We start from the raw sequence: 13,193 nt of genomic DNA, 5'->3' as shown, positions 1-13,193 counted from the left end.
CATGAAAAAAGGACTAAAATGGATATTTCTTGGTTTTATAGGAATTATCCTTCTTCTAGGGGCAGGTTTCTTCGTCTGGACTCAGTTCACCTATGAGCTGATCAATGCTGAAGGTGTTGAATTAAATGAACCTCTTCCTATAAACGATGATTGGATTATTTATTCTGCTTCTAATGCGGACACCGGGTTCGTTTTGTATCCTGGGGCGAAAGTAGAACCAGAAGCGTATGCTTACCTCGCGCAAGAATTGTCTCAGCAAGGTATAACGGTAGCTATTCCGTCTGTTACGTTAAACCTCTCAATTTTTGATAGTGCTAAAGCAGAAGAGTTAATCCAAAGGGAGCCTGATCTTCATTGGTATATAGGTGGGCATTCTATGGGTGGTGCAGCTGCAGCGATGTATGCAGATAACCACTTGGAGACGATTGCGGGCTTACTTTTATTCGGTTCGTATGCAGCGAGCAATGAATCTTTACACTCCTCTTCTCTCCCAGTCCTTTCTCTTAGTGCATCCGAAGACGGCTTAAGCACACCAGAGAAAATTGAAGATAATAGCAAAAACCTTCCAGATACGACCGACTTTATTGAAATTGAAGGCGGCAACCATGCATATTTTGGTCTATACGGTGAACAAACTGGCGATGGGGATGCACATCTTTCTGTAGCCGAGCAGCAAGAAGCGATCATCGAGATCGTTATTTCTTGGATAACAGAGCAGACAAACGAAAAAAGGAATCGCCCTTAGCGATCCCTTTTTTGTATTAGTTCCTCAATAGATCGTGTATCTGCTTTAAGAATCTCCTCAAAATGAGTTAACGATTGTTGATATTCCTGTTCTGTAAAAGACGCAAAACCGTCCCTAGGAATAATTAAATGATAACCGAGCATGTACGCATCATTCGCAGTAAATTCAATACACATGTTTCCGACAACACCTGTTATAATAAGCGTTTTTGCTTCCATTCTTTTTAAAAGCATATCTAAAGGTGTAGCAAAGAAACCGGAAAATTGAGGCTTCAGAACAGAATATTCATGCTCACTTGGCTTTAATAATGTTGCAATCGGCGAGCCAGGAAGTTCATTTTCGACAATGTAATGATACAGCTGGGTAAATTCAGATTTCCAGTGACCATAATTGTCGTTTACATAGATAACTGGATAACCCTTTTCTTGCATGGTATCTTTTAATTTGGCAATTTGTTGTGCACATGTATAAGACGCATCATAGAGCTTCTCAGCGTCTTTAAAATCAAATGGATTAATTAAATCTACAATTAACAAAACCGTATGCTTATCCAACTCTACACACTTCCTTTTAAAAAATGCGCGCATCCCTATTGGCATACGCGCATAACTGACCTTTTATTTTTTATCTTCAAACGAAACGCCGTGTTTACGGTAATGGATCTTTACGTGAGACAGTAGTTCATCGGCCCCTGATTGAATAGCGTCCTCTTGGATTGTTTTAATAAGACCCATAACCGATTCTAAATCGCCTTCAACAACCGTTTCCAGTGGTCCTACCTCATATCTAAGACCAGATTTTTCAACCAACTGTAGAGAATGATCAATCATTCCTCCTGTATGGTCTTCTTTAAGGTTCGGCAGAAGCTGAATCCCTGCAAGTACTGTTGACATGTTTTCATCATCTCCCTTTTCTCGTCTATACTATTCCCATAACCGTTCCGGAGAGTATCAAAACATTCTTGTCACGATTTAAGCAGGATTCATTCATCCTTTAATAGAAGAAACAGGACAAACACGTTGGAAGGAAGAGATCGTATATGACAAGAAACCAAAAAACAAAGATTGTTGTTGGTGCTGGTGAGTATCATAATAACTCTGGATGGCTTCATCTACAAGAAGATGAGCTAAATCTTATAAAGCGAGAAGATTGGCTGACGTACTTTGAGCCATCAAGCCTTTCTGTTATTTTAGCAGAACATGTCTGGGAACACCTTACGATTAAAGAAGGGACTCAAGCTGCCGCTCTTTGTTATGAGTTTTTAAAACCAGGAGGGTATGTTCGTTGTGCCGTACCTGATCGCTATTTCCCTAACGAGGCGTACCAGACTGCTGTACAAATTGGTGGACCAGGCCCCTCAGATCATCCTGCTAGTAGCCATAAAGTCGTTCATACCTATCGTACACTTTGCTCGCTTTTTGAGACTGCCGGCTTTCACATTTCACTGTTAGAATACCATGATGAGAATGGTCGGTTTCATCAGAATGACTGGAACAAAGAAGATGGTATGATTTATCGCTCAAAACGATTTGACCATCGAAATCAAAATGGCACGCTCCAATTTGCTTCTTTACTAATCGACGCGAGTAAACCCTGACTTAATTAATAATACCGTGATAAACAACCTTTGTCTGAACAGAAACGGTAAATGGAGTGTTGGCATAGTCTTCCTCCCAGTTTATCGCTTCCCAATCCTTATAATGATAAGCACGAATATGCTTGCCAAGCCCATAATAATCACAGTTTGCTTCTTGAATGATTCGCAGCACTTCTTCACATTCGAATTGCAACTGTTTTTTTATTTCTTCGTTTAATTTTATGACGTTCTCCTCAATATATAGTGTGTCTTTTGGGTACTCCACCACATTTAAGATTAAATCAAGATCAATGTGAGCGGAAAATTGTTTAGGAGCCATTTTTTTTATTTTTAACGTTCTATTTTTTTCTTCAACATCAACGGTAACATAATTATTTACACGATCTTCTTCGTTTTCGGTTACCCGTAAATTAAAGCGACTCGGTTTTCTCCTGTCCACATCCATTAGCAATAATCGCAACGTTTGATCGGCGTTTATTTCCCCGCTCATGTGATCCTTAGCGAATAACGCTACTCCATCCACCACAACATTCTCATGATCAATCACATGTAATAGCGGCAATACAAAATCAGTACCATTGTCAAACAAGGCGCTTAATACATCCTCCATCGACGCTTTTGGGATTGATTCTACTTCCTCTAGCCCTAAAAGCAAATCTCCTAGATAATTACTAATGAGTGGGGTTTCGGCTACTTTAACGTGCAACGCTTTTTTCGCATCACCTTTAACAACCGCCAAACGAGCATTGGTTGTGGAAAGTGGCGACCGAAAATGGACATCCAGCATAGAATAAATGTTTTCTTCTGCAAGTTGTTGGCTTAAGAGCGTTACACGGTTTTTTGAAGCATATAATTCACCAGATACCTTCCGATCCAAATTCATCCGGCTATCACGAGGCGTGTTACCCATTGCAGAGATTATCGCTGGTTTTTGCGTACTCACTTGCGCTCCACTTTCATTGGGCGCTCCACCAATCGTCACAATGGTCGTTTCAATTAAACCTTCATCCGTCTTATCAAGTGCCTGCGAATAAATGAGGTTAATATCTTTCACAAGTCGCTCATCCCAACAGCCTGTCATTAGAAGCAACGGTATGATCATTAGTATTATTTTCTTCATAATCGCGTCTCCTTTTTCTTAACACTTGATAAAAGAACCAATAAGACAGGAAGTAAGAACGTTAAGTACGCACTTGGCTTATTAATATACGTGACCATTTGGCTAAATTCGTTAATAGAAGTAGGCAAAAACTCAATGGAAAAAGTCACTAACAGAAGAATAATGACGATAAGACGATATCGAGTTGTTTGTAAAAGCTTCATCGTCCCTATAGCACCACAGTAGATAAAGATGACATACGTTGTAATAATGCTAATGGACCAAAAGGATAGAAAAATTAAATCAAGTCTTTCTATAATCGTTAACGAGAAGGATTTAATCATATATAAATAAGGCTCAGGAAGAAGCTTCATTTCTCCATGACTAAAAGTGAGAAAAGAGGTCAGTAACACAATCGTGTAAATAAGTGCTACAGTCCAATGCGCAGCGGACAATACTTTAAATTTTTGCTTTGGTGTTCCTTCCACATGGGGTAAGACAACCGCCACCACAATAAAGCCGTTTATGGAAAACATGGATGCAAATATCCCTTTTGTAATAGCTGAGAAATCAGCTACTCCAAGTGGCAATAGATTTAAATAATCTCCATAAATAAAGGCATACCCTACAATAATAGGAATCGTTAAGACAATAGGAGCCGTCACCACTAGCATACGACCAATTGCTTTAAGCGGAGAAAATAACATAGGTACACATGCTGACAAAAACAAAATCATAAAAATTGGCTCTGGTGTTTTACTTAAAATCCATATGGCAATAAGCTGCGTAAACCCTTTTAAGACAAGCCCCGCTAATAAGGTAAAATAGATCATTAATAAAAGAATAAAAAATTTCCCTATCCATTTTCCACAAACCCTTTCACAGATTTTGAATATCGAGTCATGAGGATAACGTTTGTGTAGCAAATACAAACAATAGAGGACCACTTGAACAACGATGCTTGCAAGTAGTAACGAGATCCACCCGTCCGTTTTTGCAAATTGATAGATATGATTTGGTAATGAAAAAAGACCAACACCGATTTGAGCGTGAACAAAAAACCAATAGAGTTGTGTCTTTCCTAGTGTCGGGGATTGCTCCATAATGAGAATCCTTTCTTATTTTTTTTGATTCCCTTTTAATGGATGACTTGAAGACATTTCCGTGTGACGTTGGATAAGCCAGGTCGGAAAGCGCACCATTGCATCCTTAAGCCCTTTGCGATTAAATGGCGCAATCGGCGTTAGATAGGGAATGCCAAAAGAATCAAGTTTAATTAAGTGCATCAAAATAACAAAAAACGTTAAGACAACACCAATTAATCCAAATGTCGCTGCCGAAAGCATGAGCGGAAAGCGAGATAATCTCACGACTGAACCCATTTCAGGACTAGGAATAACAAAGGAAGAGATTGCCGTAACGGCTACAACGATAATCATAATATTGGATACTAATCCTGCATTTACGACGGCTTCGCCAATGACTAATCCTCCGACAATCCCAATTGTCTGACCAATTGGTGCAGGAAGCCTTAGCCCTGCTTCACGAATTAATTCAATTGTAAATTCCATAATTAACGCTTCAACGAGAGGAGGATAAGGAATGTTCTGTAAAGAACTTTTCACCGATATGATTAACGGCTGTGGGATGATCTCAAAATGAAACGCCACAAGCGAAATATAAAGAGATGGCAATAGAATAGAGATAAGCAACGCAATAGTTCGTATTAGTCTAAAGAAACTACCCAGCACGAAATGAACATTGTAATCATCAACAGATTGCATAAAGCTAAAAAATGATACTGGCAAAATTAATGCTGTTGGGTTTCCTTCTATTAATAAGGCGATTCTTCCCTCTGCTAAATTTCCAACCGTTGAATCTGGACGCTCCGTATAAAGTATCTGCGGGAAAAACGTTTTCTTTGATCCTTGTAAGAGTTCATTCAGCGTTCCAGGTGAGCTAATAATATCTTGTTTTATATCTCTTAGCTTCTTCTTAATGTCTTTTACAATAGTCGAATCCGCTCTCCCTTCGATGTAAACCATTGCGACTTCTTTTTTTAACGATTGACCAACCACTTGCGTTTGAATCACCAAATTTTCAATTCGAGCAGTCTTACGAATTAAACTTAAATTGGTCGTTAAGTCTTCAATAAATCCATCATGGGCTCCTCGTAAAGCTCGGTCATTAATTGGCTCTTCAATGGACCTGTTTTGTGTGCTCGGTGTCTTTAGTGCAAGGTATTGTATGGATGAAGAGCCGAACACAAGAATGGCATGACCAGTCCAGCAAAGAGGCAAGCACTCTTCAGCTGAATGCAGCCTTTCTGTTGATACGATTGCTTGACTTTCTACAGTCGGAAGAGAAGACTCTTCTTTCCGAAAAAATGACTGATATAACGCCTGCTCTAGCCACATTTCATCTACTAGTGTATCTAAATATACAAGGAAAGCTTGCTGGCCTTGTATCGTCAATGGTCGCAGGACGACATCGCTTGAATGATGAAGCTGTTGCCGAAAAAAAGATTCTATTTCAGTTAACGTTTTCATAAACAGTTCCTTTCCTTAGTACAGTTAATTTCTACAAAAAAGACTGTACTTATACAGAAGACGCTTTTTTTGAACGATCCTATAAAAAAACACATTACCTCATGGTAATGTGAACCTGTTTCGTTCTTTTATTAAATTTATTTTGTCTTCGTATCACGCACACCCATTAGGCTACTTTTCCTATTCATTGTTCACATATACGGTCTTACTCTTTCGTTCTACGACTAAAACGGCCGCATATAGCACAAAGAGTATGCCGACAATTTGCCAAAGCGTTAACACTTCTCCTAGAAGGATCATGCCTGTCACCACGGCTACAAGAGGTTCTACCGTAGCTAGAATGGATGCTCTACTTGCTTCTAAATGCTTTAAGCCGATGGTATAGAAAATATAACCTGCTACTGTTGAAATCGAGGCAAGTAGAAAGGCACTAATGAGCACTTCAGCGCTTAAAAACAAATGCCATTTTTGAGTCGTGTTGCTACTCAACACCATAAATACGCTTGCGTAAAAAAACACGTATGTCGTGATCGTCATCACTGAATATTTTTTTGTAACAGGCTTTGTGAGTATACTATACAATGCATAAAAAAAGCCGGATAATAAGCCAAATCCCACTATATATAGGGATACCTCTTGTTGACCAACTGGAAAAAAGCCAACAACAAATGCACAACCTAGTACAGCCAGCCCAAGAGCCATTATTTTGCGAAACGTCAATCGTTCTTTAAAAAAGAGACGCGATAGAAGCGTAACAAATACCGGCCCTGTGTAAAGCAACGTAACGGCAACCGATAAACTCGATTCAGAAAACACTTCAAAATAGAAATAATTAAAAAACACAATGCTAATGATACCTGCAGATGCAAAGAAAAAGTGATCTTTCCACTGTGCCTTAAGCTGCTCTCGGTAGAAGACAAACATGATTCCGATTAAAAGAACAAATGTACACACAACTCGTATTGTTACAACATCCCAAGGTGTAAATCCCACTTCGTATAAAGGCGCAATGAAAAGACCGATCAAGCCCCAACACGCAGCACCTATGATTGTTGCACCATATATGTAACGTGAACTCATTCAACTTCTCCTCTCTTCCTATGTAGGTTTATTCTAGCACGCCTCGTAAAGCCCGTTGCTTTTTTCAAGATACCATTTTAAAGCGGCTTCCTTTCTTTACGTTCGGATAGGTGTCTCATACCTTTTCAACTGTTGATAACGTATATTCTTATTAGAATCAGTGATAAAATGAAAGCGATTGAGGTTAACGCTTCTGTCATTCCCTGAACCTAATTAGTGAATGAGAAACACCAGTAGATAGGAGACTGAAATAAATGGAAATGTCGCAATTACAAAATTTCATTGTCGTTGCCGAAGAGGAGAACATCACGAAGGCAGCCGATTTATTACTACTATCTCAATCGGCTTTAAGCCGCTCCATCCACAACCTCGAAAAAGAATTAGGGGTGCCATTGTTTGACCGAAAAAACCGTAAAATCATCTTAAATCGCTATGGTCGAGCGTTTCTTTTAAACGCCAAGCAAATGGTTCAACATTGGGATCATTCTAAGTTACAGTTAAAAGAGCTCATTGATCCGACAATGGGTAGTATTTCCATCGCTTACGTCCATAGTCTCGGTCTCTCTTATATACCTGCTATGGTTAAAATCTTTAAACAGATTAGCCCTAGTTATTCCCTCTCACTACAAGAGGGAAAAGCATCCACCATCATTAAAGATCTCTTAACCAATACAGTTGATTTTGGTTTCGGAACACAATATAAGACATTTCCAGAGCTTGAATACACTACTTTGTTTACAGATCGCATCGTGCTTATTGCTGCTGCAGATCATCCCTTCGTTAAGCGACAGCCCATTTCCATTGATGAGCTGGAAGCCGAACCATTCATTTCCTACACTCCTGGAACTGAACTAAAAAAATTACTTGATTCTACTTTTTCTTCACAAAATCGAACGCTTCATACCGTTTACGAAGGCTTGGAAATCAATAGTATTGTTGGTCTTGTAAAAGAAAACGAGGGGGTTGCATTCATTGCAGATTCCGTTGTGTCTTCCATTAACGGTATTGAAAAAGTAGACGTTGACGGTCTTACCATTGAACGTCCCATTTATTTAATTCATAAAAAACAGGGCTATTTATCGAAAGCAGCGCTAGCGTTCAAACAATTTATGCTTGAGTACCATGGGCGAAACGGATAAGAGTCTAACATGTGTCTGCGCCTTTTACTGAGTGACTCGAGAAAGGCTTTATATCTATACAGCTAATGCTTCGCTAGTAGCAGTCAAAGCCTGTTATGTAAATATTTCTTAAAGAATCTATGGGTGATTACGGCTATGTTCCTATTTACTGACGCGAAATAATGAGAAGTTGTGGATATCATTGAAAACCTTAGACTAGAGAGCTATACTTGATGAAAACATCGAAAACGAAATCCCAAAGGGGAGTAGCATAATAGTAGCTGTCGTCATTACAGGAGAAATCCTCGGCACTACTGGCAACGTTAAGGTTGCTTGCGAGACCTTTGTCCATTCTGGTGGGCAAAGGTCTTTTTTGTTACCCTTTGCCGCCACCATTAAAGGAGAAGATCATATGGGGAAACTGATGAAGCTTCTAAAATCACAAGCGGTACGTCAAGGGATAAAACAAGCGCAAAAGCACATTGTTCCACTTGTAAAAAAAGAAATCAAAAAAAGAAAAGGATTAAAGTAAGGATGATGCCGAATCCCATTACCTTATACCATTCGTATGCCAAAACGGTTGTCTTCCAAGAAGATAAGTCGACCTATCATGTAAAGGCTCATCATCCAGATTTAACGATTTGCGGCGTAGGAAGAAGCGCTACAGCATTCAAACTAAAAGGAGAACCTCTTGTACTAAAAGTATTTTACCCGCCATATGAAAACATTGCAGAACAAGAACAACATAATTATAGGAAGGTAAAAGATAGCTCTTATTATCCAACGCTCTATGAGAGCGGTTCAAATTATCTTGTCATCGATCATATTGATGGACACACTTTTTTTCAATGTCTAGAAGAAGGCATTCCCATTCTGCCTGATTATGTCCAACAAGTCGACCACGCTCTTTCCTATGCTAAAAAGAAAGGGCTAAACCCGTCTGATATCCATCTCCACAATTTACTTGTGACAAAAGACGACCGTGTTCATATTATTGATATTGCTCGCTTCTCCCAAACAAAAACTTGTTACCAGTGGAATGATTTAAAGGCAGGCTATTACAAACACTATCATAAGGCGTACTTTCCCAGTAAAGTGCCTACATGGATGATGAATCTAGTAGCATCTATTTATCGAAGGGTTCATTAGGAAGACCCTCATTTCTACACAACGATCAACGGAAATCTGAGCCTTAAAATAAAAAAAGCGTAAAAAGAAGAAGCTTTCTTAACAGAGAAAGCTCCTTTTTTCATATAAGGGATTACACTGTTTTCGGGGCCACTAGTTCTACTTTTATCCGATCTGGATCTTCAAAGTACACAGCATAATGGTCACGCCCCCCTGAAAATGGGTAGCTGTTTTCATAGAGTATAGGCACTTGCATAGCTCTTAAACGGTTGGTCATCTCATCGACATGCGCTTTTGATGCTGCATGAAATGCAAGATGATTTAACCCCACCTGTTTTCGATGATAAGGCTTATTACGGTACTTCTCTTCAACCTGAACAAAAACGATGTATGTTTCTTCTAGCTTCCAGCTCTTTCCTTGTTCCCACTCTTGAAAAGCTTCATACCCTAATTCTTCTAAAAACCAGCCCCAAAAAGCCAAACTTTTAGGCAAATCTGTAACATATAATTCTACGTGATGGAGTAACCCTGTCTTCACTTTTTACTCCCTTCTATTTGCGGCATTGCACTCAAGTGCTCATGGATCAGCTTCCACTCCCCATTTTCCAAAACAAATGCATTTGTTGCTCGTCCTTTTCCTGATACAAATACTCCGTCTTGATACCCTTTATAAGTGTACGTATATGTGCACATCGCAGCTTGTTCTGTTGTGATCATCCACTTCACCTCTGTTGCCTCATACACTTCTTCTTTAATATGTGTCCAAGCTGTTTCAAAGAAGGTTTTGATGTCTTTTCGAGTGACACAATTTTGATTCGTAAACCAAAAAACAGCTTCTGAATGTAACACTTTCTCTACCTCACTAAAACGATGTGTGTTTGTTGCCTCTATGTAACGTTCTAATGCTTGCTCATAATGCATGTCATGATCATCCTTTTTTACTTAAACATTATCACAGAACATACATTCTGTATAGATGAAAAAACCAAGTGGGATTTTTCCCATCTTGGTCTAATAAAAGAATAAATCAAAATCCTATGCTACATCCCTATCAGAATCGTTCTGGTCTTTTCCGTTCATAATGAGCGCAATGGCTCCGTCACCTGTCACATTTGTTGCTGTACCAAAACTATCCTGCGCAAGATACAGCGCAATCATTAAGGCAATAGCTGCTTCGTTAAACCCTAACATTGAAGAAAGGATACCAACGGCTGCCATTACCGCTCCACCTGGTACACCTGGGGCGGCAATCATAATAATACCTAGCATCAGAATAACCGGAATCATTCCAACAAATCCAGGAAACTCAAGACCTGGCATCATATACATCACAGCTGTGGCAGCTGTAAGAATGGTGATTGTACTTCCTGACAGATGAATATTGGCGCATAACGGCACTACAAAGTCAGCAATTGAGTCTTTGATTCGATTTTTCTTCACTGCGTTAACGGTCACAGGAATGGTCGCTGCACTACTCATTGTTCCAAGCGCTGTCACATAAGCAGGAACCATGTTTTTCATTAATCGAAATGGATTTTCTTTATTCACAATTCCAGCAACTGTGTATTGAATAACCAGCCAAATCAGATGCATACTTACAGCAAGAGCGAGCACTACTCCAAATACTCCAAGCGTTTCAAATACTGCTCCTTCGTAAGCCATCTCGGCTAAAACACCCGCAATATAAAATGGAAGTAACGGAATAATGGCTTTTCGAATAATCATTTCAATCATGCTTTGACCTTCATCAATGACGCGTTTAAACGAAGTAGCTTCAGTAGCTGCGATACCAACGCCTAAAACAAATGCAAGAACTAAAGCCGTTAACACTCCAGCTATCGGCTCAATTTCAAATTCAATAAACCCACGCAATCCTTCCGGTGCTGCCGCTTCTGACCCTGAAAGCCCAATGAGCGGAAATACATACATAGCTACAGATACAGCAAAGGCTCCAGCTAAAATGGTTGACAAATAGGCAATGCCAATTGTTGAACCAAGTAACTTTCCTCCTCCTTTTCCAAGATTCGCAATTCCAGCAGCAATAAAAAAGATAATAATAAGCGGGACCATAAAGAAAATAAAGCTGCCAATAATATCACTGATCGTCACCATGAATCGAGCAACCCGTTCATTTGCAACAAGTCCAATGATAATTCCTCCAGCAATCCCCATTAACAAACGTAAAATTAACTTCATTCTCTCTCTCCCTCAATCATTCTGTATTTATACAAAGGATGTTTGTCATTATAGCATGGACACAAGTGTAAAGCTATTGTCTTTTTTTGTTAATCGGTTGTTCGTCTTTTTTTCGCTGAACGATTAAAATCTCTTGCCATAGTTGGTCTTCATCAAGGGCTTCAAGTGGGATACTTAAAGCTTCATCAAAAGGACAGCGTGACTCCTTATTCACCTTTACTGCTCTCTCTTTCTAGCTGAATATAGTGAAAAATACGTTCCTCTAAACGCTGTTTTAATCGAGATGGTGTTCCACCAGTATAGGACATTCTTCCTTTATACCAAAAGAGCCAATTAATGTAGCTTCTTGTCACCTCAACAGGTCGCTCACTGACTTGAACGCCTTCTTTTTTTAAATACCGCTTTATTGCATACAAATCTTTACTTATTAGGTTCATTATGCGTCGTAGCCAACTGTAGTATGGAGATCGTTGAAAGAGGTTCTCATTTTCTTCTAGACGGCATAATTCTTTATGAAGGATTTTTTTCACCATTTTTGTGAATAAAAGAGTTCTTACAGTGAGCACAATTGGATCTTCTGTTTCCTTGGCAATCTCTAGATCGAATAGGTCTTTTTCACATGATTGTTTTTTCATAACGATTCCTCCATTTGCTTGTAGTATATACGAACGTATATTCTACATACTAGAGGATAATGTTTCCATTTTCGTAGAGTGGTGAAAGAACGTTGCATAAACAACGGATCTTTATTGGAAATCATGTAAAGTCAGAAGGATTCTTGTATATTACCTATAAGATTGATACAATGACAGCACTTTATAAGAAGATTAGACAGAAGTATGACAACCCTATCTATAGTTAAAGGAGAGATTCTTATGGATAAAAAGAACATTCACTTTACTGAGATATCAAAATACGAAGTCGATTCAAAACGTAAAGATATACGAACATTATCGAAACAACAGCTGTACATCCAGTCAAAACTAATAGAGACAAAGCGAGTGATTTCTTGCGATGACAAGACGTTGCGTATAAGTGGATCACACTAATATATACATAAAAAAAAACCACTCATCTCTAGAAGAATCGTGGTCATCGTTTCAAGCACCTTCTATTTGCTATTCGTATACCTCTGTAAAAATCCAATTTTTAAATAAATAAAATTGATCCTCACCCATCTTCCCTGGATAAGTCATAACATTTAACGGTATTGGCTGACGTCCCTCCGCTAAAGCTGGTTGAATGTATCCATAGGAACTGAAGTGAAACCCATTCCGCTCATAAAAAGCCACCCGCCTCTGCTTCAATTCATCGTCTGGGGGCTCTACTTCAATGAAGACTCGCTTCTGAACCATTCCAAGCAATTCCTGTAGCAACGTTCCGCCTAAGCCACCATTCCGATAACTCTCTCTCACTGCAAAATGCTCCAAAAAAACAAATTCGTCTGTTTCCCAAATCGCAAAAAAAGCAGCAATGGTTTGCTTCTGCTCAAAGATATATACGCGATAGTTTTCCTGATTTAATAGCGCTAGCTGAGCTTCATACGGTCTAAACTCATCCACAGGGAAGCTTTCTAGAAACAGCTGATACAGTTCATCAAATTGCTCATTTTCAAGTAATCTTAACATGATTTCCATGTACCTCGACCAACACAAGTATTTCGCACGCGTGAGCGAACGAT

18 protein-coding genes are annotated in these 13,193 nt (G+C 39.1%); 6 read left to right on the top strand and 12 right to left on the bottom strand.

The genetic code is table 11. The annotated features are described in order from the left end of the window. The first annotated feature begins 1 nt into the window (after position 1). Positions 2 to 745, top strand: coding sequence for an alpha/beta family hydrolase (locus FPV17_RS02600; RefSeq protein ID WP_144557804.1), 744 nt, complete (start codon positions 2 to 4; stop codon positions 743 to 745). Here FPV17_RS02600 and FPV17_RS02595 read toward each other — a convergent pair. Together FPV17_RS02595 and FPV17_RS02590 are read right to left on the bottom strand one after the other, a co-directional pair. After that, on the bottom strand, positions 742 to 1,299 hold the full coding sequence (locus FPV17_RS02595) for a cysteine hydrolase family protein (RefSeq protein ID WP_246117108.1): 558 nt from the start codon (positions 1,297 to 1,299) through the stop codon (positions 742 to 744). The genes FPV17_RS02600 and FPV17_RS02595 overlap by 4 nt on opposite strands. 63 nt (positions 1,300 to 1,362) lie before the next feature. After that, entirely contained in the window at positions 1,363 to 1,638 is a 276-nt protein-coding gene (locus tag FPV17_RS02590; RefSeq protein WP_035392824.1) for a thiamine-binding protein, read from the bottom strand. Between the two features lie 146 nt (positions 1,639 to 1,784). Here FPV17_RS02590 and FPV17_RS02585 point away from each other — a divergent pair, with 146 nt between their 5' ends. Next, on the top strand, positions 1,785 to 2,342 hold the full coding sequence (locus FPV17_RS02585) for a class I SAM-dependent methyltransferase (RefSeq protein WP_144557802.1): 558 nt from the start codon (positions 1,785 to 1,787) through the stop codon (positions 2,340 to 2,342). 1 nt (position 2,343) lies between these two features. On the opposite strand, the gene FPV17_RS02580 is transcribed toward FPV17_RS02585, so the two are convergent. The 4 genes from FPV17_RS02580 to FPV17_RS02565 form a co-directional block, all read right to left on the bottom strand. Then, a complete protein-coding gene (locus FPV17_RS02580; RefSeq protein ID WP_035392826.1) occupies positions 2,344 to 3,462 on the bottom strand; it encodes a Ger(x)C family spore germination protein in 1,119 nt (372 codons plus the stop codon). Further along, complete coding sequence (locus tag FPV17_RS02575) at positions 3,459 to 4,544, bottom strand: GerAB/ArcD/ProY family transporter (RefSeq protein ID WP_035392827.1); 1,086 nt, start codon at positions 4,542 to 4,544, stop codon at positions 3,459 to 3,461. The genes FPV17_RS02580 and FPV17_RS02575 overlap by 4 nt, the downstream gene beginning before the upstream one ends. A 15-nt stretch (positions 4,545 to 4,559) precedes the next feature. Then, entirely contained in the window at positions 4,560 to 5,990 is a 1,431-nt protein-coding gene (locus tag FPV17_RS02570; RefSeq protein ID WP_144557800.1) for a spore germination protein, read from the bottom strand. Between the two features lie 180 nt (positions 5,991 to 6,170). After that, the gene (locus tag FPV17_RS02565) at positions 6,171 to 7,070 is read right to left on the bottom strand and encodes a DMT family transporter (RefSeq protein WP_035392828.1); all 900 of its coding nucleotides are present in this window, start codon (positions 7,068 to 7,070) and stop codon (positions 6,171 to 6,173) included. Between the two features lie 254 nt (positions 7,071 to 7,324). Between FPV17_RS02565 and FPV17_RS02560 the strand changes: the two genes are divergently transcribed. Together FPV17_RS02560 and FPV17_RS02555 are read left to right on the top strand one after the other, a co-directional pair. Next, a complete protein-coding gene (locus tag FPV17_RS02560; protein ID WP_144557798.1) occupies positions 7,325 to 8,209 on the top strand; it encodes a LysR family transcriptional regulator in 885 nt (294 codons plus the stop codon). A gap of 513 nt (positions 8,210 to 8,722) precedes the next feature. After that, on the top strand, positions 8,723 to 9,337 hold the full coding sequence (locus FPV17_RS02555; RefSeq protein WP_144557796.1) for a protein kinase family protein: 615 nt from the start codon (positions 8,723 to 8,725) through the stop codon (positions 9,335 to 9,337). A gap of 112 nt (positions 9,338 to 9,449) precedes the next feature. On the opposite strand, the gene FPV17_RS02550 is transcribed toward FPV17_RS02555, so the two are convergent. The 5 genes from FPV17_RS02550 to FPV17_RS02535 form a co-directional block, all read right to left on the bottom strand. Continuing rightward, on the bottom strand, positions 9,450 to 9,854 hold the full coding sequence (locus FPV17_RS02550) for a VOC family protein (protein ID WP_035392832.1): 405 nt from the start codon (positions 9,852 to 9,854) through the stop codon (positions 9,450 to 9,452). Then, positions 9,851 to 10,237, bottom strand: a complete 387-nt coding sequence (locus FPV17_RS02545) for a YybH family protein (protein WP_035392833.1) — start codon at positions 10,235 to 10,237, stop codon at positions 9,851 to 9,853. Before FPV17_RS02545 ends, FPV17_RS02550 begins: the two co-directional genes overlap by 4 nt. A 114-nt stretch (positions 10,238 to 10,351) precedes the next feature. Then, positions 10,352 to 11,512: a dicarboxylate/amino acid:cation symporter gene (locus FPV17_RS02540; RefSeq protein WP_144557794.1), complete on the bottom strand. Its 1,161-nt coding sequence runs from the start codon at positions 11,510 to 11,512 to the stop codon at positions 10,352 to 10,354. A gap of 73 nt (positions 11,513 to 11,585) precedes the next feature. Further along, positions 11,586 to 11,726: a hypothetical protein gene (locus FPV17_RS21660; protein ID WP_158331922.1), complete on the bottom strand. Its 141-nt coding sequence runs from the start codon at positions 11,724 to 11,726 to the stop codon at positions 11,586 to 11,588. Beyond that, a complete protein-coding gene (locus FPV17_RS02535) occupies positions 11,719 to 12,147 on the bottom strand; it encodes a YhjD family protein (RefSeq protein WP_035392834.1) in 429 nt (142 codons plus the stop codon). Before FPV17_RS02535 ends, FPV17_RS21660 begins: the two co-directional genes overlap by 8 nt. Positions 12,148 to 12,239: 92 nt before the next feature. Here FPV17_RS02535 and FPV17_RS22330 point away from each other — a divergent pair, with 92 nt between their 5' ends. Together FPV17_RS22330 and FPV17_RS21655 are read left to right on the top strand one after the other, a co-directional pair. Further along, positions 12,240 to 12,374: a hypothetical protein gene (locus FPV17_RS22330; RefSeq protein WP_274273525.1), complete on the top strand. Its 135-nt coding sequence runs from the start codon at positions 12,240 to 12,242 to the stop codon at positions 12,372 to 12,374. Positions 12,375 to 12,387: 13 nt separating this feature from the next. Next, positions 12,388 to 12,561, top strand: coding sequence for a hypothetical protein (locus FPV17_RS21655; protein ID WP_158331923.1), 174 nt, complete (start codon positions 12,388 to 12,390; stop codon positions 12,559 to 12,561). Between the two features lie 69 nt (positions 12,562 to 12,630). Here FPV17_RS21655 and FPV17_RS02530 read toward each other — a convergent pair whose 3' ends face one another. Further along, positions 12,631 to 13,149, bottom strand: a complete 519-nt coding sequence (locus FPV17_RS02530; protein WP_144557792.1) for a GNAT family N-acetyltransferase — start codon at positions 13,147 to 13,149, stop codon at positions 12,631 to 12,633. Positions 13,150 to 13,193: the final 44 nt, after the last annotated feature.

Source organism: Shouchella miscanthi, assembly GCF_007725405.1.
GTDB lineage: Bacteria > Bacillota > Bacilli > Bacillales > Bacillaceae_D > Shouchella > Shouchella hunanensis.
Note: the sequence above shows the minus strand (reverse complement) of the source record. Positions and strands in the feature narration are given on the sequence as shown.

Excerpts from the sequence above, each read along its gene's own strand:
- FPV17_RS02600 (WP_144557804.1), top strand. The coding sequence starts at position 2 with ATGAAAAAAGGACTAAAATGGATATTTCTTGGTTTTATAGGAATTATC.
- FPV17_RS02590 (WP_035392824.1), bottom strand. The coding sequence starts at position 1,638 with ATGTCAACAGTACTTGCAGGGATTCAGCTTCTGCCGAACCTTAAAGAA.
- FPV17_RS02585 (WP_144557802.1), top strand. The coding sequence starts at position 1,785 with ATGACAAGAAACCAAAAAACAAAGATTGTTGTTGGTGCTGGTGAGTAT.
- FPV17_RS02580 (WP_035392826.1), bottom strand. The coding sequence starts at position 3,462 with ATGAAGAAAATAATACTAATGATCATACCGTTGCTTCTAATGACAGGC.
- FPV17_RS02575 (WP_035392827.1), bottom strand. The coding sequence starts at position 4,544 with ATGGAGCAATCCCCGACACTAGGAAAGACACAACTCTATTGGTTTTTT.
- FPV17_RS02570 (WP_144557800.1), bottom strand. The coding sequence starts at position 5,990 with ATGAAAACGTTAACTGAAATAGAATCTTTTTTTCGGCAACAGCTTCAT.
- FPV17_RS02565 (WP_035392828.1), bottom strand. The coding sequence starts at position 7,070 with ATGAGTTCACGTTACATATATGGTGCAACAATCATAGGTGCTGCGTGT.
- FPV17_RS02560 (WP_144557798.1), top strand. The coding sequence starts at position 7,325 with ATGGAAATGTCGCAATTACAAAATTTCATTGTCGTTGCCGAAGAGGAG.
- FPV17_RS02555 (WP_144557796.1), top strand. The coding sequence starts at position 8,723 with ATGATGCCGAATCCCATTACCTTATACCATTCGTATGCCAAAACGGTT.
- FPV17_RS02545 (WP_035392833.1), bottom strand. The coding sequence starts at position 10,237 with ATGCATTATGAGCAAGCATTAGAACGTTACATAGAGGCAACAAACACA.
- FPV17_RS02540 (WP_144557794.1), bottom strand. The coding sequence starts at position 11,512 with ATGAAGTTAATTTTACGTTTGTTAATGGGGATTGCTGGAGGAATTATC.
- FPV17_RS02535 (WP_035392834.1), bottom strand. The coding sequence starts at position 12,147 with ATGAAAAAACAATCATGTGAAAAAGACCTATTCGATCTAGAGATTGCC.
- FPV17_RS21655 (WP_158331923.1), top strand. The coding sequence starts at position 12,388 with ATGGATAAAAAGAACATTCACTTTACTGAGATATCAAAATACGAAGTC.
- FPV17_RS02530 (WP_144557792.1), bottom strand. The coding sequence starts at position 13,149 with ATGGAAATCATGTTAAGATTACTTGAAAATGAGCAATTTGATGAACTG.